Source organism: Christensenella sp. MSJ-20, assembly GCF_044357945.1.
In the GTDB taxonomy this organism is placed as follows: domain Bacteria; phylum Bacillota; class Clostridia; order Christensenellales; family QAND01; genus QAND01.
Map to the genome: position 1 here is coordinate 1,476,397 of NZ_CP076563.1, position 20,484 is coordinate 1,496,880.

At 59.3% G+C, this 20,484-nt stretch carries 16 protein-coding genes; 4 read left to right on the forward strand and 12 right to left on the reverse strand.

Going from position 1 to position 20,484, the window contains the following annotated elements; translation table 11 throughout:
- Window positions 1-4 precede the first annotated feature (4 nt).
- The 3 genes from KP626_RS07525 to KP626_RS07535 are packed head-to-tail and all read left to right on the forward strand — an operon-like array spanning window position 5 to window position 1,775.
- Window positions 5-763 carry a GNAT family N-acetyltransferase gene (locus KP626_RS07525; protein WP_395976341.1) on the forward strand — a complete coding sequence of 253 codons (759 nt, stop codon included), beginning with the start codon at window positions 5-7 and terminating at the stop codon, window positions 761-763.
- Window positions 756-1,010 (forward strand): hypothetical protein, encoded by a 255-nt coding sequence (locus KP626_RS07530; RefSeq protein WP_395976343.1) that lies wholly within the window; start codon window positions 756-758, stop codon window positions 1,008-1,010. The genes KP626_RS07525 and KP626_RS07530 overlap by 8 nt, the downstream gene beginning before the upstream one ends.
- 15 nt (window positions 1,011-1,025) lie before the next feature.
- Window positions 1,026-1,775, forward strand: coding sequence for a class I SAM-dependent methyltransferase (locus KP626_RS07535; protein ID WP_395976345.1), 750 nt, complete (start codon window positions 1,026-1,028; stop codon window positions 1,773-1,775).
- A gap of 96 nt (window positions 1,776-1,871) precedes the next feature.
- Here KP626_RS07535 and KP626_RS07540 read toward each other — a convergent pair whose 3' ends face one another.
- The 12 genes from KP626_RS07540 to KP626_RS07595 form a co-directional block, all read right to left on the reverse strand.
- Window positions 1,872-3,218, reverse strand: coding sequence for an amino acid decarboxylase (locus tag KP626_RS07540; RefSeq protein WP_395976347.1), 1,347 nt, complete (start codon window positions 3,216-3,218; stop codon window positions 1,872-1,874).
- Window positions 3,215-4,594, reverse strand: a complete 1,380-nt coding sequence (gene scfB, locus KP626_RS07545; RefSeq protein WP_395976349.1) for a thioether cross-link-forming SCIFF peptide maturase — start codon at window positions 4,592-4,594, stop codon at window positions 3,215-3,217. Before scfB ends, KP626_RS07540 begins: the two co-directional genes overlap by 4 nt.
- 73 nt (window positions 4,595-4,667) lie before the next feature.
- Complete coding sequence (scfA, locus tag KP626_RS07550; RefSeq protein ID WP_395976351.1) at window positions 4,668-4,817, reverse strand: six-cysteine ranthipeptide SCIFF; 150 nt, start codon at window positions 4,815-4,817, stop codon at window positions 4,668-4,670.
- Window positions 4,818-4,945: 128 nt separating this feature from the next.
- Window positions 4,946-5,614 (reverse strand): RluA family pseudouridine synthase, encoded by a 669-nt coding sequence (locus tag KP626_RS07555; RefSeq protein WP_395976353.1) that lies wholly within the window; start codon window positions 5,612-5,614, stop codon window positions 4,946-4,948.
- Window positions 5,611-6,468, reverse strand: a complete 858-nt coding sequence (locus KP626_RS07560) for a class I SAM-dependent methyltransferase (protein WP_395976355.1) — start codon at window positions 6,466-6,468, stop codon at window positions 5,611-5,613. Before KP626_RS07560 ends, KP626_RS07555 begins: the two co-directional genes overlap by 4 nt.
- Window positions 6,469-6,477: 9 nt before the next feature.
- The gene (gene ileS / locus KP626_RS07565) at window positions 6,478-9,600 is read right to left on the reverse strand and encodes an isoleucine--tRNA ligase (RefSeq protein WP_395976357.1); all 3,123 of its coding nucleotides are present in this window, start codon (window positions 9,598-9,600) and stop codon (window positions 6,478-6,480) included.
- Window positions 9,601-10,255: 655 nt separating this feature from the next.
- Entirely contained in the window at window positions 10,256-11,590 is a 1,335-nt protein-coding gene (locus KP626_RS07570; RefSeq protein WP_395976359.1) for a TldD/PmbA family protein, read from the reverse strand.
- Between the two features lie 7 nt (window positions 11,591-11,597).
- Window positions 11,598-12,980 (reverse strand): TldD/PmbA family protein, encoded by a 1,383-nt coding sequence (locus tag KP626_RS07575; RefSeq protein ID WP_395976361.1) that lies wholly within the window; start codon window positions 12,978-12,980, stop codon window positions 11,598-11,600.
- 5 nt (window positions 12,981-12,985) lie between these two features.
- Window positions 12,986-14,311: a replication-associated recombination protein A gene (locus KP626_RS07580; RefSeq protein WP_395976363.1), complete on the reverse strand. Its 1,326-nt coding sequence runs from the start codon at window positions 14,309-14,311 to the stop codon at window positions 12,986-12,988.
- Window positions 14,312-14,454: 143 nt separating this feature from the next.
- Window positions 14,455-15,087, reverse strand: coding sequence for a GNAT family N-acetyltransferase (locus KP626_RS07585; protein WP_395976365.1), 633 nt, complete (start codon window positions 15,085-15,087; stop codon window positions 14,455-14,457).
- Between the two features lie 322 nt (window positions 15,088-15,409).
- Window positions 15,410-16,360, reverse strand: coding sequence for an AEC family transporter (locus KP626_RS07590; protein ID WP_395976367.1), 951 nt, complete (start codon window positions 16,358-16,360; stop codon window positions 15,410-15,412).
- Between the two features lie 11 nt (window positions 16,361-16,371).
- Window positions 16,372-17,691, reverse strand: a complete 1,320-nt coding sequence (locus KP626_RS07595; protein ID WP_395976369.1) for an aspartate kinase — start codon at window positions 17,689-17,691, stop codon at window positions 16,372-16,374.
- 194 nt (window positions 17,692-17,885) lie between these two features.
- Between KP626_RS07595 and leuS the strand changes: the two genes are divergently transcribed.
- The gene (gene leuS / locus KP626_RS07600) at window positions 17,886-20,357 is read left to right on the forward strand and encodes a leucine--tRNA ligase (protein WP_395976372.1); all 2,472 of its coding nucleotides are present in this window, start codon (window positions 17,886-17,888) and stop codon (window positions 20,355-20,357) included.
- Window positions 20,358-20,484 lie beyond the last annotated feature (127 nt).

The window sequence follows — 20,484 nt, forward strand, 5'->3', positions numbered from 1 at the left end:
GGCATTGGAGCAGGAGATCAAGGGATTTTTGGATGAAAAAGGGCGGATTGCCATATGGCCCGCTAAACAGGCAAAAAAACGCATGGTAACGGCATATCTTGCCGGTAAATTCAGCGAAAGCCATGTCTATACCGAGGGGGAGGTAAATGCTCTTATCGGCGAATGGCATACCTTCGACGATTATTTTTTGCTGCGCCGGAGCCTGGTGGAGTACGGGTACCTGGATCGAAAACGGGACGGATCCGCCTACTGGGTGCGGGGCCGGACGCGCATTCAACCCTTTGCGCCGGATCAGGCCGGCGCCCTGTGCGCGCTGATACGCCGTACCATCCGCCAGGTGAATCTTAGGGACTATGGACCGGAGCGGACGGAGCGGTATGCCCTTTCCTATACGCCGGAGGGGCTGGCGGTGGCCAGCGCCAAGCGGCATATCCTGGTGGCCATGGAGGAGGAACGTATCCTGGGAACCCTGGGGATCGAACGGGCCTGGCAGGGCGCCGGGGCGGACTACTGTTTCCTTACGGTATTCGTGGAGCCTGGTGAACAGGGGAAGGGCATAGGACGCCAACTGATCCAAGCGGGAGAAGCCTATGTGAGAGGGCAGGGAGGCGCCAGCGTGCTGATCCCCTCCTCCATTACGGGCAGAGGATTCTACCGAAGGATGGGATATCTGGAGATAGACGGCCCGGAACCCGACGAGGAGGGGATCATTCCCATGAGAAAACAGCTAAAAGCACGTCCCGAGGAGGCGCCCATTGAGTAAAAAACTGCAAAATATCCTATCCTTTGGCCTCATTGTCCTCTACCTGTTGGCAGCAGCCATTTTCAAGGATGTTCCTCTGGTGGGGCAGCTGGGGCTGGCGGTCCTGGTATTAGGGGAGATTGGAGTCTCCGCGGCTTACTGCCTTGTTAACCGTCCCATGGAGCGAAAGGAACTCATAGGAGAGGTCGCCTTCAATGCCGTCCTGACGGCTGCGGCCGTCATTTTGGCGCTAAGCGGCCTAGTTTAGCAGGGTAATTTGGAAATGGCAAATGAAAATATATTTACAACTAAGGTAAGGGAATATGCTGTTAGCAGACCGTCTTATGCCCCAAAGGCGATTGATAGAATCGTATCGACAATGCTAAAGGAAGGCGATTCAATCGCTGACATCGGGTCTGGAATAGGTATTTTTTCAAAAGAATTTCTGTTGCGAGGCTATGAGGTTTTTTGTGTTGAGCCAAATGATGCAATGCGTCTAGAAGCAGAAAAAGCCTATGGAGGGAATGCATCGTTTCACTCGATTTCATCCACTGCGGAGCAGACAAATTTGCCAGCAAATAGCATTTCACTGGTTACGGCTGCATCAGCATTTCATTGGTTTGATATCCATTCTTTTTATAAAGAATGTAAAAGGATATTAAAGCATAATGGTATCGTCTGTATCGTTGCTAACGCGCGTATCTATGATTCTTTTACAGAAAAGCAGCACCAGATTTGCAAACAATATTGCCCCAGCTACGTATCCCTAACGCACGGCGTTGACAAGGTGCTTAGGAAAGCAGATGCTTTTTTCAAAGGGGATTTCTGTCTGGAAAGATTTTATTATCCATTGCATTATACAAAGCAGAAATTCATTGCCCGTAGTTTATCGTCTTCATATGCCCCCGAAAAAGATACTGATTATTACAAAGGATATATTCATTCATTGCAAGCGCTTCTGGATGATACGTTTCCTGATGACGGTATCGTTATCGAAAATGAAACTGTAATGCTGTGGGGAAAATTGAGTTAAACAGATAGCGGCAGTAAGTTAGCAAAAAACCACAGGATCGAGGGGTCTCCCGTCCTGTGGTTTTATTTTCGGCTCCAGGGTATTCCTTTGCCCGCGTCAGGATTCCACCGTCACGCTGACCTCCTCCACGCCGTAATAGAGCAGCAGATCCCGGACCTCCTCTGTGATCCGCTCCCCGCTGACCGCTACGGGCACGGCAGGGGGACAGGATACCGTAGGAGCGGCGCAAATTCTGCCCACCGCTTCCCGGGCGGGGATCCGCTCCTGGGGAGCAAGCAGCGCCTGCCGGATGCCCATGGCTGGAAGGCCACAGGCCATAGGCGGCGGGAGATCGGGGGCTTTGCGGTCCGCCGGAAGGGACTCCATGGCCAGTAGCAGCCGTTGGTAATCCCTCTCCTGGTTTTGTGGCGTAAACATCAATACCATGTGATCCCGGTCAGCGTACTCGCATTCCATCCCATTTTCCCGAAGAAATGCCGCCGCTTCCATGCCGGTCATGGCAAGGGATTGAGCGGATAGGGCGAGTTTTAAGGGCTCCTCCGCGCTGTCCCTTAGTCCCCGGAGGGAAAGGACGGCCTTTATCTCGGCCACCCGCGAAACGCATTTTCTAAGAGCGGCTGGATAGGTGGAAGCAAGGAGGCGGTTGCAGAGATCCAGGGATTGGAGGATCAGGTAGGAGGGGCTGGTGGAGCCAAACAGGGACATCCCCTCCTGGGCGGCCTCCTCTAGATGCGCGGATTGTCCTTTGGCCAGATGCAGATAGGCTCCTCCCGTCAAAACGGGCAGAGTCTTGTGGGCGGAATCACAGCAGAGGTCGGCCCCCAGGGCAAGGGGATGCCGGTCCTGCTCTAGAAAGCGCAGATAGGCCCCATGGGCGTTGTCCACCAGCAGGGGGATTCCGGATTCATGGCATACCGCCGCCAGTCCCCCAATGTCTGACGTTCCCCCCAGATAGTCCGGGGACGTAATATAAACGGCGGCCGGACGTTGCTCTGCCCGTTGCAGGGCCTGGCCCAGCTGTGACGGCGTGATGGTACACCGGCAGAGGCCGCCGGGAGCTTGTCCATAGAGCCATTGAACGTCAAAGTCCAAAAGGGCGGCGGCGTAGAGAAAGGCCTTGTGGGCATTGCGTCCCGCCAGGATAAGGGGACGCGCCCCGTGGGGCCGGCTTTGCTGGAGAACGGCAAACAGCATGGCCTTGATGCAGAGGGTAGCGCCCTCCGCTGAGTAGAGCGTTCGCCCGGCGCCAAACAGCCGGGCCGCGTTTTCCTCGCTTTCCCGGATGATCCCCCGAGGGGCGTACAGCTCATCGGCCCCCCGGATCTCCGTGATGTCATAGGGCTCGCAGCCCAAAAACGCCTGTCCCTTATGGCCCGGCATATGAAAGCGCGCGGTGTCGGTACCCACATACGCCTTTACAAAATCGCAGATAGGGGTGGTCATAGGGGGTCCCCGCTCCGGGCCACCTGCATCATGATGGCGCACTCCATCCGCTTTTTAAACAGTTCACAGCCGTATTCATAGATCCCGGCAACGCTGCCGGTGGCGTGGTAGGCGTTGGCGGCGCACCCCCCCGAGCAGTATAGCTGGGCCCAGCAGTCCCGGCACTCCGGACGGGCATAGGCGTTGCACCGCCGGAACTGCTCCTGGATCTCCTCGTTACAAACGCCTTCATAGATGCTGCCCAGGCGGTAGCGTTCATCCCCCACAAACTGGTGGCAGGGGTAAAGATCCCCCCAGGGGGTTACCGCCATATACTCCGTTCCGGAGCCGCATCCGGCAATCCGCTTATAGATGCAGGGCCCGTGGGCCAGATCCAGCATATAATGATAGAATGTAAAGCCGTTTCCAGCCTCTTCCCGCCGGAGCATCTCCTTGGCCAAAAGCTCGTACTGTTCAAACAACAGAGGCAGATCCTCCTCTGTCAGGGCGTAGGGATCCTCCGGAGCGCAGACCACCGGCTCCATGCTCAGCTCTCGGAAGCCCAGATCCGCCATATGCAGGATATCCTCGGTAAAGTCCACGTTGTTGTGGGTAAAGGTTCCCCGGATGTAGTAGTTTTTGCCGCCCCGCCGCCGCACAAACTCCTGAAATTTGGGTACGATGCGGTCATAGCTGCCCTGGCCCGCGTAGTCCTTCCGCAGGTGATCATGCACTTCCCGCCGGCCGTCCAGGCTCAGCACCACGTTGCTCATCTCCCGGTTGCAGAACTCCATCACATCATCGTCCAGCAGCATACCGTTGGTGGTGAGGGTAAAGCGGAACCTCTTGTGGCGAGGGGTTTCCTGCTGGCGGGCATAGCGCACCAGCTCCTTTACCACCTCAAAGTTCATCAGCGGTTCGCCGCCAAAGAAATCCACCTCCAGATTTCTGCGGCCCTTGGATTGCTCCATCAAAAAATCCAGAGCCCGTTTGCCGGTCTCCAGGCTCATCAAGGCCCGGTCCCCATGATAATTTCCCTGGCTGGCAAAGCAGTAGGAGCAGTTGAGGTTGCAGGTATGGGCCACATGGAGGCAGAGGGCCTTCAGCGTTCCATTGTGATTTTTCATATCCACGGCCATGTCTTGGTAGGGATCGGGGGAAAACAGCTTGCCCGCCGCTTCCAGCTCCCGGATGTCCGTCAAGCAATCCATAACATCCTTGCGGGTAATCCCTTCCTTGGGGCCATACAGAGCCAGGATCTCCTCTATCAGCGCCTCCTCCGGTTTCGTCTTGTAGAGGGCAATGATGTCGTAGGCTACCGGGTCCACCGCGTGGACCGAGCCGCTGGAGGTGTCCAGCACGATGCAATATCCGTTCAGCTTATACTGATGTACCATAATAAGATTCCTTTTCCGTAAGAAATAAGAAAAAATGCCGTCCATGCAGGCGGCATTTTTCAAAGCAAAGCACTTATTCCTGTTCGCTGTTTTCGCACTGCTGGTTTACAACGCCGCAGGAGGTTTTGCAGGCCGACTGGCAGGAGGTCTGGCACTCGCCGCAGCCGCCGTTCTGAACGCTCTTGCCCAGGTCGCGGGTTTCAATGGTACGAATTCTCTTCATGACGCATCGCTCCTAATCTAAATGACAGAATCGAAATATGGTTTCATTTCGCATCTGAGTATAGCATATCAAAAATACGATAGCAAGGCGTGGAAAGCCCCTAGAGGGCGAAACCCGACCGCCGTTTGTTATCCCCGCAAAAGCCGGTTAAACCGGTTCTCGCAGCCGTCGCTTACAAAGTCCATCCGCTCCTGTTTGGTGGGGTGGATCAGGGAAATCCCCGTGGCATAGAGAGCCAGCTGCCGCCCCCCGCTGCCATACCGGGCGTCCCCCACAAGGGGCATGCCCCGGGAAGCAAACTGCACCCGGATCTGATGGGGCCTCCCGGTGACGAGATCGATCTCCACCAAGGACCGGTTGTTCCCATGATCCAGCATTCGGTAGTGGAGTACCGCCCTCTTGGCGCCGGGGGTGTCGGCACGCGCTACCCGGGAGAGGTTTCCTTCCCCCTTGACAAGATAGTCGGTAAAGGTGCCGGCGTCGTCCGGCACCCCCTCCACCACCGCCCGGTAGGTCTTTTGAAACGCACCGTTCTGGATCTGGCGGCTGAGCCGTTCCGCCGCCTTGCTGGTTCGGGCAAAGACCATAACCCCGGCGGCAGGCCGGTCCAGCCGGTGCACCAGGCCCAGGTACACCGCCCCGGGCTTGCCATAGGCTTCCTTTACATACCCCTTGAGATAGGTAAGGATATCCATATCCCCGGAGGAGTCCGCCTGGGTGGGCATGTTGGGCGGCTTTACCGCCACCAGCAGATGGTTGTCCTCGTAGAGGATCTCCACACCGTAATTCCCCCTCATGGCCGCCACCTTGCCGTAGCACCGCAGGGCAGATTGAGCCCCGCCTCGCTTAGAAGTCCAATGTTGTCCGCCTCCACCACGCCGCCTGGCAAAGCGGCGGTAAGGGCGTTTTGGGCCACCGCCGGGGCAAAGCCGCTGGTGTAGCTGTTGAGAAGGAAAAACAGGGGTTCCCCGTCCAGCAGCTTGGCGCATTCCTCGATGAGGGGATAGACATGGGTCTCAAACCGGAACATCTCCCCGTCGGGCCCCCGGCCATAGGAGGGAGGATCCATGACGATGCCATGATAGGTCCGTCCCCGGCGCTGTTCCCGGCGTACAAATTTCAGACAGTCATCCACCAGATACCGGATGGGGGCGTCTTTGAGGCCGCAGAGCCTGGCGTTGTCCTTGGCCCAGGCTACCATGCCCCGGGCGGAGTCCACATGAGCCACCGCCGCTCCGGCCCTGGCGCAAGCCATGGTAGCTCCGCCGGTGTAAGCAAACAGATTTAAAACCCGAAGTTCCTCCCTGGGAGCGGCTTCCTTCCGCGCCTGGATACAGGAGGCCATGTAGTCCCAGTTGACGGCCTGCTCCGGAAACAGGCCGGTATGCTTAAAGCCGGTGGGCCGCACCAAAAAGGTCAGGTTCCGGTACCGGATGTTCCAGCCATCGGGGAGGGGCTTTGTAAACTCCCAGCTGCCGCCCCCTTTGTCGCTGCGATGGTAGACCCCATGGGCTTCCCGCCACCGGCCGGGGTTTTGCTTGGGCCACACCGCCTGGGGCTCGGGCCGGGCCAGCAGGTAGTTTCCCCACCGCTCCAGCTTCATGCCGTCGCCGCTGTCCAAAAGGGAGAAATCCCGAAAGTCCTCACACATCCACATGGGCTATACCCGCGCGATGGTGATGACAGCGCTCTTGCCGTTGATATCCCATTCCTTGGATACCCCCGTAAGGCCGTCCGCCAGCTCATCGGCCAGCACGTCGGCCATGAGGCCCTCCCGTCCGGCATCCAGGGCAGCCATGAGCTCCGCATCCCCCTGAACGGAAAGCCGGATATGGTCGGTCACGTCAAAATCCGCGTCCCGGCGCATGGTCTGGATCTTGCTGACCAGCTCCCGGACGTACCCCTCCTGGATCAACCCGGGGGTGAGGGCGGTATCCAGCACCACGGTGACGCCCCCTTCGCTCATGGCGGAGAAGCCCTCCCGCTGAGTGGTGGAGACCAGGATGTCGTCGGGGCCCAGGACCACCTCCGCACCGTCCACCGTAAAGGCGTATCGGCCGTCCCGATCCATGGCGGATACGATGGCGGCGCCGTCGGCCTCCCGGAGATGGGCGCCGATCTTAGGCAAAAGCTTGCCGTATTTAGGCCCTAGGGTCCGCATCTGGGGCTTCACCTGGTAGGCGATGTAGGAGCTGGCGTCGTCCACGCTCTGAAGCTCCTTGACGTTGAGCTCCTCTAGGATGATCTCCCGGAACAGAGGGGAGGGCACTCTGCTTCCGCTGACCAGCATGCTGGAAAGGGGCTGGCGGTTTTTGATACCGCTGCTGTTCCGGGCGCTGCGGCCCACGGTAACCACCTTTAGAACGAAGTCCATCTCCTCCATGAGGGCTTGGTCGATCAGGGCGGGGTCAGCCACGGGATAGCTGCACATATGAACGCTCTCGGGAGCGCCGGGCTCCACCCGCCGGACGATGTTCTGATAGATGCTCTCAGCCATAAAAGGCACAAAGGGAGCGGTGAGCTTCGCCATGGTGGATAGCACCGTGTAGAGGGTTCGGTAGGCGGCGGATTTATCGGGGGTCATGCCGCTGCCCCAGTACCGGTCCCGGCACCGGCGCACATACCAGTTGGAGAGTTCCTCCACAAAGGAGCCGATGGCCCGGGCCGCCTCGGTAACCCGATACGCGTCCATATGCTCGGTGACGGTGGCGATGAGGCTGTGAAGCCGGCTCTGTACCCATCGGTCCATAACGGTGTATTCCGGTGCGGGCAGGGTTTCATCATAGGGATTGTAGCCGTCGATGTTGGCGTACAGCACATAGAAGGCGTAGGTGTTCCAAAGGGTGCCCATGAACTTCCGCTGAGCCTCGCTGATGGCCTCGTCATAGAACCGCTTGGGCAGCCAGGGAGCGGCGTTCACATAGAAGAACCACCGGACAGCGTCCGCCCCCTGCTTGTGCAGCACCGACCAGGGATCCACCACATTGCCCTTGTGTTTGCTCATCTTCTGGCCGTCCTTGTCCTGGACATGGCCCATGACCAAGCAGTTTTCAAAGCTGGATTGATCGAACAGGGCGGTGCTGATGGCAAGGAGGGTATAGAACCATCCCCGGGTTTGATCCACGGCCTCGCTGATGAAGTTGGCGGGGAAGTTCTTTTCAAAGGTTTCCTTGTTTTCAAAGGGATAGTGCCACTGAGCAAAGGGCATGGAGCCGGAATCATACCAGCAGTCGATGACCTCGGGGACCCGGGTCATCTCCTTGCCACAGACGGGGCAGGTGAGGTGAACGGCATCGATGTAGGGCTTGTGAAGCTCGATATCCTCCGGCACGTCGATGCCCTTCTCCCGCAGCTCCGCGATGCTGCCGATGACCTCCCGGTGCCCACATCCGCACTCCCAGATGGGCAGGGGGGTGCCCCAGTACCGTTCCCGGCTAAGGCCCCAGTCGATGACGTTGTCCAGGAAGTTGCCCATGCGGCCCTCCTTGACGTTGTCGGGCATCCAGTTGACGGAACGGTTGTTCTGCATCAGCTGGTCATGGAGCTTGGTCATCTCAATGAACCAGCTGCTCCGGGCGTAGTACAGAAGGGGGGTGTCGCAGCGCCAGCAGAAGGGATAGCTGTGCTCAAAGTCCAGGGCGCGGAAGAGGAGCCCCCGCTCCTCCAGAGCTTGGAGGATCAGAGGATCGGCGTCCTTTACAAAGGTGCCGGCCCAGGGGGTGCCGGGTACGAATTGCCCGTGGCTGTCCACCAGGTTGACAAAGGGCAGGCCGTTTTGCCGGCAAACCCGGTTGTCGTCTTCGCCAAAGGCCGGGGCGATGTGAACGATGCCGGTGCCCTCGGTCAAGGTGACATAGGGGTCAGCCACCACAAAGAAAGCCTTTTTGTCCAGGATAACGTTCTGGGGCAGAGGGAACAGGGGAACGTATTCCATCCCCACCAGGTCGGCGCCCAGACAGGTGGAGCGGATGTCCGCGTCCTCCCCAAAGTGGGTTTCCACCAGGGCCTTGGCCAGGATGTACTCCACGCCGTCCGCGGCCACGGTAGCGTATTCCTCCTTGGCGTTGACGCACAGGCCCAGGTTGCTGGGCAGGGTCCAGGGGGTGGTGGTCCAGGCCAATAGATAGAGGTTCTCCTTGCCCGCCACCTGGAACCGTACAATGGCGGATTTTTCCTTCACGTCCTTATATCCCTGGGCCACCTCGTGGGAGCTGAGCGCAGTGCCGCACCGGGGACAATAGGGCACCACCTTGTATCCCTTGTAGAGCAATCCCTTTTCGCTGAGCTGTTTTAGGGACCACCATTCGCTCTCGATGTAGTTGTTGTCGTAGGTGACATAGGGGTCCTCCATATCGGCCCAGAAGGCGATCCGCTCGCTCATGTCCTCCCACTCTTTTTTGTACTTCCAGACGCTCTCCTTGCATTTCTGGATAAAGGGCTCCACCCCGTATTCCTCGATCTGCTCCTTGCCGTCCAGGCCCAGGAGTTTTTCCACCTCCAGCTCCACCGGCAGGCCATGGGTATCCCAGCCCGCCTTGCGGAGGACGTCGTAGCCCTGCATGTATTTGTACCGGGGGAATAGATCTTTGAAGCTGCGGGTCTCCAAGTGCCCCACATGGGGTTTGCCGTTGGCGGTGGGAGGACCGTCGTAGAAGGAGAAGGACGGGGCTCCCGCATGGGCGGTTAGGGTCTTTTCAAAGATGCGGTTCTTGCGCCAGAACTCCAGCACCTTTTCCTCTCGCTGGGCAAACTGCAAGTCCGTAGATACCTTTTCGTATAACATGGAATCCTCCTTCGGCTCATGGCCGGTTCCTGATGGTAGATGTAAAAAAACAGCCCTTTCATCCGCAACGGGACGAAAGGGCTGTGCTTCCGCGGTACCACCCGAATTGACGCGAAACGCGCCCACTCGCGCCCGGTAACGGCGGGCTGCCGTCGGCCTTTGGGCAAACGCCCTTGTGCCGCCCTCCGGGGTGATTCCCATCCAACAAGCCGCCCGGCTCCCACCATCCCGGGCTCGCTGATGGCTTGGGCCTTGGATGGCCGTCCCCATCACGGGTTTTACTGTACCCAACATTATACTGGGACAATCCCACTTTTGCAAGCAGCAGGCTGAGCCTGCACCCATGTTGCAACCGCTATGCGGTTGCGGATATGTTCTTCAGCCAACGCTTTGCCGTGGCCTTAACAGTTTTCAACTGAAAACCCTCGCCTGCGATATGCGTACTTCTAACCAACATTTTACCGTTGGACACCATAGGTTTCTAACAGCGCGGCCTTTCCTGCGATATGGCAGCGCCTACTAGGCGCCGCCCGGGCAGTGCTCAGACCCACGTTGCAACTGCTCCGCAGTTGCAGGTTGTACTTCTATCCAGCGTCTTACCGTTGGATACCATAGCTTTCTAACTGCTAACCTTCGCCCGCGGCAAGAGTGCAGGCTAAGCCTGCCCGGCCATGGAGAGGGACTTGACTAGCACCGAGGGCGTGGTGATGGAAGCAGCGGGGGAAGGGCTTGTAAAGCTGTCGCTGCCCACCGCCTGGATGTCCTTTAGCAGCTGATAGAAATTGCCGGAGACCACCGCCTGGGTAAAGGGAGTGGCGAGCTCCCCGTTTACGATCTCCCGCCCCTTGCATAAGAGGCTGAAATCCCCGCTGGTGGGGTTGGCCCCGGCGTGGAGGCCGCTGATCTCGTAGAGCAGGACGCCGTTCCCCGCCTTCCTGGCCAGATCGGAAAGACTGTCCGTACCGGGCTGGAGCACCAGGTTGTTGGGGGAGATCATCACCGTGCTGGAATACCCCCGGGCGCCATTGCCGGTAGGGGCCTTCCCCGCCTTTCTGGCGGTCTTAACGTCATAGAGCAGGGTGGTAAGCACGCCCCTGTCGATGAGGTTTCGCTCCACCTTGGGAACCCCTTCCCCGTCAAAGAGAGAGGTGTAGCCATAGAGGGGGCTTTCGGGGCTGTCGGTAAGGGTAACGCAGTCCGCCGCCACCGGGACACCCTCCTTTCCCCGAAGCAGGGAAAGGCCATCCTGGGCCTTCTGAGCCGAGAAGATGGAGGAAAAGGTGGCGATCAAATCGGTAAAGGCCTCGGCGTGGATCACCACGGGGCAGGCCCGGGACTGGGTAGGCACCGCCCCATCATACCGCATTCCCCGGTCCACCGATTGCCGGGTCAGCGCGTTGAGGTCCGCGCCTTCAATGACCTTTCCAGCGTAGAAGTCCATGCCGGTTTCCCGGTAGTCCCCCTTTTGTACGATGGGAGCCGCCACCACCTCGCAGGTTTGATACCCCTGATGAAGGTAGGCGCCCCGGGTGTTGGCGTAGTAGAAGGCCGCAGTGCCCACGCCGGCGGCGCACCGCATCACATCTTCTACCAGCTCATGTTGAGACAGGGAAGCGTACAGGGCCTTTACGGTGTCCAGAACCTGGGCCTCGTGGAGGGCTGCGTCGTACTCCCCGGAGCCGCTGGGGCCATAGGGGCCGGGGAACAGCCCCGCGTCGGGATCGGGATCGCTTACCTCCGCGTTGGCCACCGCCGCGGCGGCCAGCTCCTCCATATCCTGGGGAGCGAGACTCTCGCTGTAAGCATAGCCCACCCGGCCGCCCAGGAACACCCGCAGGCCAACCCCCTGGGTTTGGGCATGGTTGTATTCGTCCACCTCGCCCTTGTATACGTTGGCGTCCAGGCTCTGGCGCCGGGTTACGATGGCGTCGGCGTCCTGGGCGCCCAGGGCCGTCGCCCGTTGCAATAGACCGTTTAACAACTCCTTCATGATACCACTAGGCCTCCCTTCCGCCCACCAGGATGGAGCTGACCCGGATCATGGGCTGGCCCACACAGGTGGGGATACTGCCGGACTCGGCGCCGCACATGCCCTCGCTGTGGGCCAGATCGCCGGACACCATATCGATGCGCTGAATGATCTCGGAACCCTTGCCGATGAGGGTAGCGCCCCGTACGGGGGAATCGATCTTCCCGTTTTTAATGAGATACCCCTCCAAGACCGCGAAGTTGAATTCCCCGGTGAGGGTATCCACGCTGCCGCCTCCCATCTGCTTGGCGTATAGGCCATAGCCGATGGTTTCAATGAGCCCGGTGTCGTTGCCGGGAGCGATGAAGGTGTTGTTCATGCGGGAAACCGGGGCAAAGCGATAGCTCTGCCGCCGCCCGCTGCCCGTCTTAGCAAGCCCCATGCGGCGGCTGCCCAGGGTGTCCACCAGATTGCCGGTTAAAATCCCCTTGTCGATAAGGATGTTTCGCTGGGTGGGGGTGCCCTCGTCGTCGTAGCCGCAGCTGCCCCAGTAGCCCATGAGGCTGCCGTCGTCGATGGCGGTCACCTTGCTGTTGGCCACTTTCTGGCCCATCTTGCCCGAAAACTCACTCTGGTTTTTACCGGTGCGGATGGATTCCAGGGAATGGCCGCAGGCCTCATGGAAAATGACGCCGCCAAAGCCGTTGCCCACAACCACCGGCATGGTGCCGGCCGGGGCAAAGGGAGCGTGGAGCATGGTGACGGCGGTCTCCGCCGCCGATTTGGCCAGGGCATCTACATCCAGGGACCGGAAGAACTCAAACCCGGCTCCCCGGCCGGGAGCCTGGTAGCCGGTCTGCATCTCGTCCCCCTTGGCCGCGGCCGCGTTGATCATGAACCGAGCCCGATGGCGGCTGTCCTCCACGTAGACCCCGTCGCTGTTGGCGATGATCACGTCCTGGCAGACGTCCGCCAGGCTGGCGGTGGCCTGGACGATCTCGGGGGAATAGGCCCTGGCCGCGTCATGGGCGGCTCGAGCCAGGGAGACCCGCTCCTGGGCATGGCTGGCGCCGGGCAGGATCAGGGCGGGCTGCAGATCCCGGCGGGGGGCCAAGGTGAGGTTTCGAACCTCCCTCATTTTGCGCTGCTGCCCCACCGCGGTGGCGGCTGCCCGGGCGGCGGCCATGAGCCCCGCCTCGGAGACGTCGGCGGTATAGGCATACACATAGTTGAGGCCGTTCAGCACCCGGATGCCGGCGCCGTAGTCCCGGCCGGACAGCACGGTCTGCACCTTGCTGTCCCGATATTCCAGGCTGTTGCGCCGTGTGTCCTCAAAGAAGAGTTCGGATAGATCGCCGCCCCCCGCGAGAGCGGCCGTCAGGACCGATTCAATCAAAGATTTACTGAGCAAATAGGTCACTCCTTTCGCCCCTTTTCCTCCCGGTTCCGCCGCCGAATCTCATGATTCCGGCGGATCGCCGCCTCCTGTCCCATTTCGCTGGGATGGTAGTAGGTGCGGCCCAAAAGGGAGTCGGGCATATACTGCTGTTCCACATAGTGTCCCTCAAAATTGTGAGGATATAGATACCCTTTTCCACTGCCCAGCTTATCGGCGCCAAAATAGCTGGTGTCCCGCAGATGCATGGGCACCGGCTCGTCGGGGAACCGTTTTACGTCGGCAAAGGCCTCGTCCTTCGCCATGACCACCGAGTTGCTCTTGGGGGATTCGCACAAAAAGATGATGGCCTGGGTGAGGGAGAGCCCCGCCTCCGGCATACCGATGAGCTCCACGGCCTGGGCGGCGGCGACCGCCTGAAGCATGGCGCTGGGGTTGGCCAAACCGATGTCCTCGCTGGCGTGGGCGATGAGCCGCCGGGCGATGACCCGGGCGTCGGCCCCCATATAGATGAGCCGGGCAAACCAGGCGATGGCGGCGTCGGCGTCCCCGCCCCGGAGGCTTTTGCAAAAGGCCGACAATACATTGTAATAGTGGTCGTCCCCGCCGTTGATCATCCGCTGCTGCATGCTCTGCTCCCCGATGGACCGGGTGATAAAGAGCTTGCCGTCGGGATCGGCCACGGTGGCGCCTACCGCCAGCTCCAGGGCGTTCAGCGCGGTGCGCACATCCCCGTTGGCGGTGACGGACCAGTAATCCAGGACCCCGTCCTCCAGTTGGATGTTGAGCTTGCCATAGCCCTTTTCCGGATCCTCCATGGCCCGGAGGATGGCGGTTTGCACGTCCTCGGGGGAGAGGGGGAGGAACTGAAACACCCGGCACCGGCTGACGATAGCGGGGGTCATGGAGATCATGGGATTCTCGGTGGTGGAGCCGATGAACTTGATGACGCCCTTTTCGATGGCGGGCAGAATGGTATCGCTCTGGGCCCGGGTCCACCGGTGGCATTCGTCCAACAGCACGATGGTGGCCACCCCGTATAGCCGCAGGTCGCTGTCGGCCTGGTCGATGATGGCCCGCATCTCCTTGACCCCGGTGGAGACGGCGTTGATCCGCACAAACCGGCTTTTTGTGGTCTCGGCGATGATGCTGGCCAGGGTGGTCTTGCCACAGCCCGGCGGGCCGTAGAAGATACAGCTCACCAGGGCGTCGTTCCGGATGGCGTTGTATAGGACGGTTCCCGGGCCCACCACATGCTTCTGACCGATGAATTCCTCCAGCCTGTGGGGGCGCATCCGGTCGGCTAGGGGAGCCCGTTTTTCGGCGTTTTGAGAGAAAAGATCCATGGATTCACCTCACACAACAGTATACCCCTTCTTTCCAAACCATGCCAGCCCTCAAGGGCAAAGGGAGAGGTAGCCGTTTTGCTGCTCCCCCAGGGATAGCGTTTCCGCTCCCCGGCCGGGCTAGGGCGCCCCCCCTTTTTTTTTCAGCGGGCGGCGGGGGACTCGCCCAGCACCTTGCTGTACAGCAGGCATTTCAGAGGCACCCGCTTCGCTCCCAGATCCAGTACCACGTCCCTTTCGCAGGCGCGGGCAAAGCCTCTATGCTCATAGAACTGATAGGTACAGGCGTCGTCCGTATACAGATAGATTGTTTTGCCGCGCTCCCTGCGCTCCAATTCCTGGAGCAGCCTGCTGCCGATTCCCTTGGTTTTGCTTTCGGGATCGGCGGCCAGAAACAGGATCTCTCCCTGAGGGGTATTGTGCTTCAAGTACTGGGCTAGCATGTCTCGGTTTGCTTCGTCGTATACGCCAACTTCGTCCTTATAGAAGGCATTTTGCAGGAATTCAAACCCTCTGACGTATAACCGTCTCCAAAAAGAGCGGGTTTGCTTGGGTTCCCCCTTCATCTCGGCCAACAGCACGCCCGCGAGCCGGTCGCCCACATACGCCGCGATGACCTGGGTGGCGCGGCCCAGCTCCAGATACCAGAAATACCTGCCATATAGGTTCAGCAGAAACCGGCTGTCCAGATACCAGTGAAAGTGCATGCCGGTTATGGCATATTGGATGGCTTTGGCGTAATCCTTCCGTTTCAGCTCTCGCAGCTCCACTTCCATTGTCGTTCCTCCTCTCATCCAAATCCAACGGCTGATGCCGGGTATAAAAAGACCGCCATCCTACCGATGGCGGCATTTTACCGCGACAACGCTACGGGTTTGTGCGGACGCGCCTTACACCGGGGCTTGTTGCCCATCCACCTCAGCCACCGCCGTTTTACCGATGGCCTTGAAACCTGCCAACCGCCTCAGCCTGCCCGGGCGGTGCCTGGCTCCGTGTTGCAACCGATTCGCGGCTACGGGTGTGGCTCTAACCAGCCCCTTACCGTTGGCTACTACAGGTTTGCGATCGCTATGCCAGTGTTGCGGCGAGGGTGCAGGCTCAGCCTGCTACGATGGTCAGGAGGATGGGGATCACCACAAAACAGGCCAGGGTGGTCCAAAAGAAGGTGATGGAGGCAAAGTCCACGTCGGCCCCATAGCGGCTGGACATGATCACCGTCTGGGACTGGGTTGGCATAGCCGAGATGATGACGAACACCGTCCGGGCAATGCCGCCGATGCCGAACAGGGTGCAGATGCCGAACATCAAAAGGGGACAGATCACAAACCGGCTGATGAAGACGTACAGCGTATCCCGGGGAATGGCCAGGCCGCGCAGGCCGTGGTTCTGGAACACCTCATACATGGTGGCGCCGCAGAAGATCAGGGAAAGGGGGGTGCAGGTGTTCCCCAGCTTCCCGGCGATGTCCATGAAGAACACCGGCACGGTCACCCGCAGGGCCACCAGCAAAAGGCTGATGAAGATCACCACAATGTTGATGCTCAACACCTTTTTAACCATATCGCCAAAGGAAAAATGAATATCCCCCTGGCCGTCCCGCTGGATGCCGATGAGTCCCAGGGACCAGAAGATCACGTTCTGGGCCATGAGATAGTACATCACATAGGGCACGCTCACGTCCCCAATGGCGGATAACACGATGGGCAGCCCCACAAAGATGGTGTTGGAGCAGGAACACATACAGGAAAAGGCTCCAAGCCGGCCCTTTTGCACCTTAAGGACATGCCGGGCCAGAATGCCGGAAAGAAAGAACACCGTTAAAATGGATAGGGCGGGTACCAGGATATACCCCCAGATGGAGCTGATGTTGTCGGGGCTCACGGTGTCCAGCACGTTTTTGAAGATGGTGCAGGGCACGGCGATGTACATCACCAGCATGGTGAGAAGGTTTTTGTTGTCCTTGGTGATCCACCCCGCCCTGGTGATGAGAAACCCAATGGCAAGAAAGACAAAAGCCGTGAGCACGGCGGAGATGGAATTCCAGAGCATAAAGAATGCGCCTACCCTTCTTTGGTAAGACTGGCGTAGATGGCCCGCATGGCCACCTCGAAGTCGTCGTTTTGTACGCCTACGATGATGTTCAATTCGCTGCTGCCTTGATCGATCAGCCGGACGTTGACGCCGGCGTCGGCCAGGGCGGAGAACAGCTTGGCGGAAATGCCCACCCGGCGGATCATGCCGTGGCCCACGGTGGCGATGAGGGCCATATCGGAGAAGACCTCAATGCTGTCGGGGTTGCAGGCAAGCTGAAGCTTCTTCAGCACCCGGTCCAGCTTTCCCTCGATCTGGCTGTTTGCTACCACTACCGAAAGGGTGTCGATGCCGGTGGGCATATGCTCTAGGGAGACGTTTTCGTCCTCCAGCACCTGGAGCACCTTGCGGGCAAAGCCCACCTCGTTGTTCATCTTGCTGCGCTCCATCTGGATACTGGTAAAGCCCTTTTTGCCGGCAATGCCGGTGACGGGCCCGTCGTATGCCTCCTCGGGCAGGGAGGGCAGGATCATGGTGCCGGGATGGCTGGGATCATTGGTGTTGCGGATGTTGATGGGGATGCCCGCCACCCGCACCGGGAAGATGGCCTCGTCATGGAGCACCGAGGCCCCCATGTAGGACAGCTCCCGCAGCTCGCTGTAGGAGATGCATTTGATGGTCTTGGGATGGTCCACGATCCGGGGGTCGGTCATAAGGAAGCCGGAAACATCGGTCCAGTTTTCGTAGACGGACGCCCCCGCCGCCCGGGCTACGATAGCCCCGGTGATGTCGCTGCCTCCCCGGCTGAAGGTGCGGACGGCGCCCCGGCTGTCGCTGCCGTAAAACCCGGGGATCACCGCGTAGTCGCTGCCCGCCAAGAGGGCCTTGGTCTGGGCGTGGGTTAGGGCCTCGTCCAGCTGGCCGTTCTCGTCAAAGGCGATGCAGTCGGCGGGATCAATGAAATCAAAGCCCAGGTACTTGGCCAAGATCACGCCGTTGAGGTATTCTCCCCGGCTGGCGGCGTAGTGGTCGCCGTACCCGGCTTTGATGTTCCGCAGCACGGTATGCAGATAGGGGTTCAGATCCAGATCCAGCTGAAGATCCCGTATGATGGAAAGATATCGCTTTTCGATCTGCGCAAAGACCTCCTCACAAGCATGGGTATTGTAGGAATACGCGCAGGTATAGAGCATATCGGTGATCTTGTCGGGAAACTCCGGCGCTTTGCCGGGCGCCGACGGCACCACGTAGTGGATTTCGGGATCGCTTTTTACAATGGACGCTACCTTTTCAAACTGCGGCGCGGTAGCAAGGGAACTGCCGCCGAATTTGGCAACCTTTACGGGCAAACTCCACACCCCCAAGTAATCAATGACGTAACTGATATTATAATAAGGGGAGCAAGAGCATGTCAAATAAATCTCGTATAAAGAGGCGCCCAAAAGGCTCTTGTTTCATTGAATCCCCCTTGATACCTATGTTATAATAGCGAAAAATAGGAAACGGACATGGCGCATGTCTTAAATAGAGGAGTTGAACCCCCATGGATTTCCGTGAAGTGGAGAAGAAGTGGCAAAAGAAATGGGAGGAAGACAAACTGTTTTCCTTCGACGATTCCCATCTGGAGAAAAAACTCTACGTGCTGGAGATGTTCTCCTACCCTTCCGCGGCCAAGCTGCATGTGGGCCATTGGTATAACTACGGCCCCAGCGATACCTATGCCCGGTTTAAGCGGATGCAGGGGTACAATGTATTCCATCCCATGGGCTTTGACGCCTTCGGCCTGCCCGCCGAGAACTACGCCATCAAAACGGGGATCCATCCCCAGGACAGCACCTTCGCCAATATGGAGGACATCGAAAGGCAGCTCCGTGCCATCGGCGGCACCTTTGATTGGGACCATACCCTAAAAACCTGTACCCCGGATTATTACCGCTGGACCCAGTGGCTGTTCCTCCAGCTCTATAAAAACGGCCTTGCCTACCGGAAGGAGGCTCCCGTCAACTGGTGCCCCTCCTGTAACACCGTATTGGCCAACGAACAGGTTCAGGAGGGAGCCTGCGAGCGGTGCGGCACCGCCGTCACCCGGAAAAATCTGACCCAGTGGTTCTTCAAGATCACCGACTACGCCGAGGAACTCTTGGATGGCCTTTCCGATCTTGACTGGCCCGAGAAGACCAAGGCCATGCAGCGGAACTGGATCGGCCGGTCCGAGGGCGCTCAAATCGAGTTCGGCATCGTGGGCGGCGGCAGCTTTTCCGTGTTCACCACCCGGCCGGATACCCTCTTTGGCAACACCTACTGCGTGCTGGCGCCGGAGCATCCCCTGGTGGAGAGCATCACCCGGCCGGAGTATCGGGAGGCCGTGGCCGCCTATCAGGAGCAGGCGGCGGCCAGCTCCGATATCGACCGTTTGTCCACCGCCCGGGAGAAGACCGGTGTGTTCACCGGCGCCTATGCCATCAACCCCATCAACGGCAAGGAGGTGCCCATCTACATCGCGGATTACGTCCTGGTGTCCTATGGCACCGGCGCCGTTATGGCGGTGCCCGGCCACGACGAGCGGGACTATGCCTTTGCCAAAAAGTACGACCTGCCCATCATTCGGGTGATCAAGGGCCGACGGGATGACGATCTCCCCTATACCGGCCCCGGTACCATGGTGGAGAGCGGCCAGTTTGATGGTATGGATAACGAGACCGCCAAGGCGGCCATTGTAGGGGAACTGGCCCGGGAGAAGAAGGGCCAGATGAAGGTCAATTACCGGATGCGGGATTGGCTGGTGTCCCGGCAGCGGTACTGGGGCGCGCCCATCCCCATGATCCACTGCCCCCACTGCGGCGTGGTACCGGTTCCCGAGGAGGATCTGCCGGTGCTGCTGCCCTATGACGTGGACTTCACCCCCGATGGCACCTCGCCCCTACTCAAACATGAGGGCTTTATGAACGTCAAATGCCCGGTGTGCGGGGCCGACGCCAAGCGGGATCCCGATACCATGGATACCTTCGTGTGCAGCAGCTGGTACTACCTCCGCTATCCCGACAACAAGAACGACCAGGCCGCCTTTGATCCTCAGAAGATCAACCAGATCCTCCCGGTGGACAAATACATCGGCGGGGCGGAGCACGCCTGCATGCACCTGTTGTACGCCCGGTTCTTCACCAAGGCCCTGCGGGATATGGGCTATCTGAACTTCGACGAGCCCTTCCTGTCCCTGGTGCATCAGGGCACCATCCTGGGCCCCGACAACGAGAAGATGAGCAAATCCCGGGGCAACGTCATCTCCCCCGACGACTACATCAGCGTCTACGGCAGCGACGTATTCCGGATGTACCTGATGTTCGGCTTCAACTATGTGGATGGCGGCGCCTGGAACGACGGAGGCATCAAGGCGGTTCACCGGTTTATCGACCGGGTGGAGCGGCTGATCTCCCGGATCATCGAGATGGACGACGCCTCCAATACCGAGCGCCTCATCGGCAAGTTCTACAACGACGACTTCACCGCCTATGACGGACCCAACGAGATGGAGCTCCGCTACGTGCTGGCCAACACGGTGATGAACGTCACCGCCGATGTGGACCGGTTCATGTTCAACACCTCCATCGCCCGGCTCATGGAGCTGGTCAACGCCATGTACCGGTATCGGGATGTGTGCAGCACCGAAAACGTGCCCCTTCTGTTCCATGCGGCTGAGGTACTGATCCGGCTGATGGCGCCCTTCGCGCCCCACTTCGCTGAGGAGATGAACAGCCGGATGGGCGGCGCGTATTCCATCTGCAACGCCCCCTGGCCCACCTACCGGGCTGCCGATTTGGTAAAGGACGTGGTGAACATCGCGGTTCAGGTCAACGGCAAGGTGAAGGTCCGCATGGACGTGTCCCAGAACGACGACGAAACCGCCATCCGGGAGCGGGTGCTGGCCGACGCCCGGGTCCAGGACGCCATTGGCGGGCTGGATGTAAAGAAGGTCATCGTCATCAAGGGCCGGCTGGTGAACATCGTAGCCAAATAACCCTGCTATCCTATGGAACCATAAGACGGCTGCCGAACGGCAGCCGTCTTTTTATGCATGAAAACAACCCAACAGAATTCCATCAACTTCCAATTTATGGTATACTATACACAACGGTAAACCGGGA

Bases quoted from the DNA above. Each gene is read 5' to 3' on its own strand.
- KP626_RS07535 (WP_395976345.1), top strand. From the start codon at position 1,026: ATGGCAAATGAAAATATATTTACAACTAAGGTAAGGGAATATGCTGTT.
- KP626_RS07540 (WP_395976347.1), bottom strand. From the start codon at position 3,218: ATGACCACCCCTATCTGCGATTTTGTAAAGGCGTATGTGGGTACCGAC.
- scfB (WP_395976349.1), bottom strand. From the start codon at position 4,594: ATGGTACATCAGTATAAGCTGAACGGATATTGCATCGTGCTGGACACC.
- scfA (WP_395976351.1), bottom strand. From the start codon at position 4,817: ATGAAGAGAATTCGTACCATTGAAACCCGCGACCTGGGCAAGAGCGTT.
- KP626_RS07555 (WP_395976353.1), bottom strand. From the start codon at position 5,614: ATGAGGGGGAATTACGGTGTGGAGATCCTCTACGAGGACAACCATCTG.
- KP626_RS07560 (WP_395976355.1), bottom strand. From the start codon at position 6,468: ATGTGTGAGGACTTTCGGGATTTCTCCCTTTTGGACAGCGGCGACGGC.
- ileS (WP_395976357.1), bottom strand. From the start codon at position 9,600: ATGTTATACGAAAAGGTATCTACGGACTTGCAGTTTGCCCAGCGAGAG.
- KP626_RS07570 (WP_395976359.1), bottom strand. From the start codon at position 11,590: ATGAAGGAGTTGTTAAACGGTCTATTGCAACGGGCGACGGCCCTGGGC.
- KP626_RS07580 (WP_395976363.1), bottom strand. From the start codon at position 14,311: ATGGATCTTTTCTCTCAAAACGCCGAAAAACGGGCTCCCCTAGCCGAC.
- KP626_RS07585 (WP_395976365.1), bottom strand. From the start codon at position 15,087: ATGGAAGTGGAGCTGCGAGAGCTGAAACGGAAGGATTACGCCAAAGCC.
- KP626_RS07590 (WP_395976367.1), bottom strand. From the start codon at position 16,360: ATGCTCTGGAATTCCATCTCCGCCGTGCTCACGGCTTTTGTCTTTCTT.
- leuS (WP_395976372.1), top strand. From the start codon at position 17,886: ATGGATTTCCGTGAAGTGGAGAAGAAGTGGCAAAAGAAATGGGAGGAA.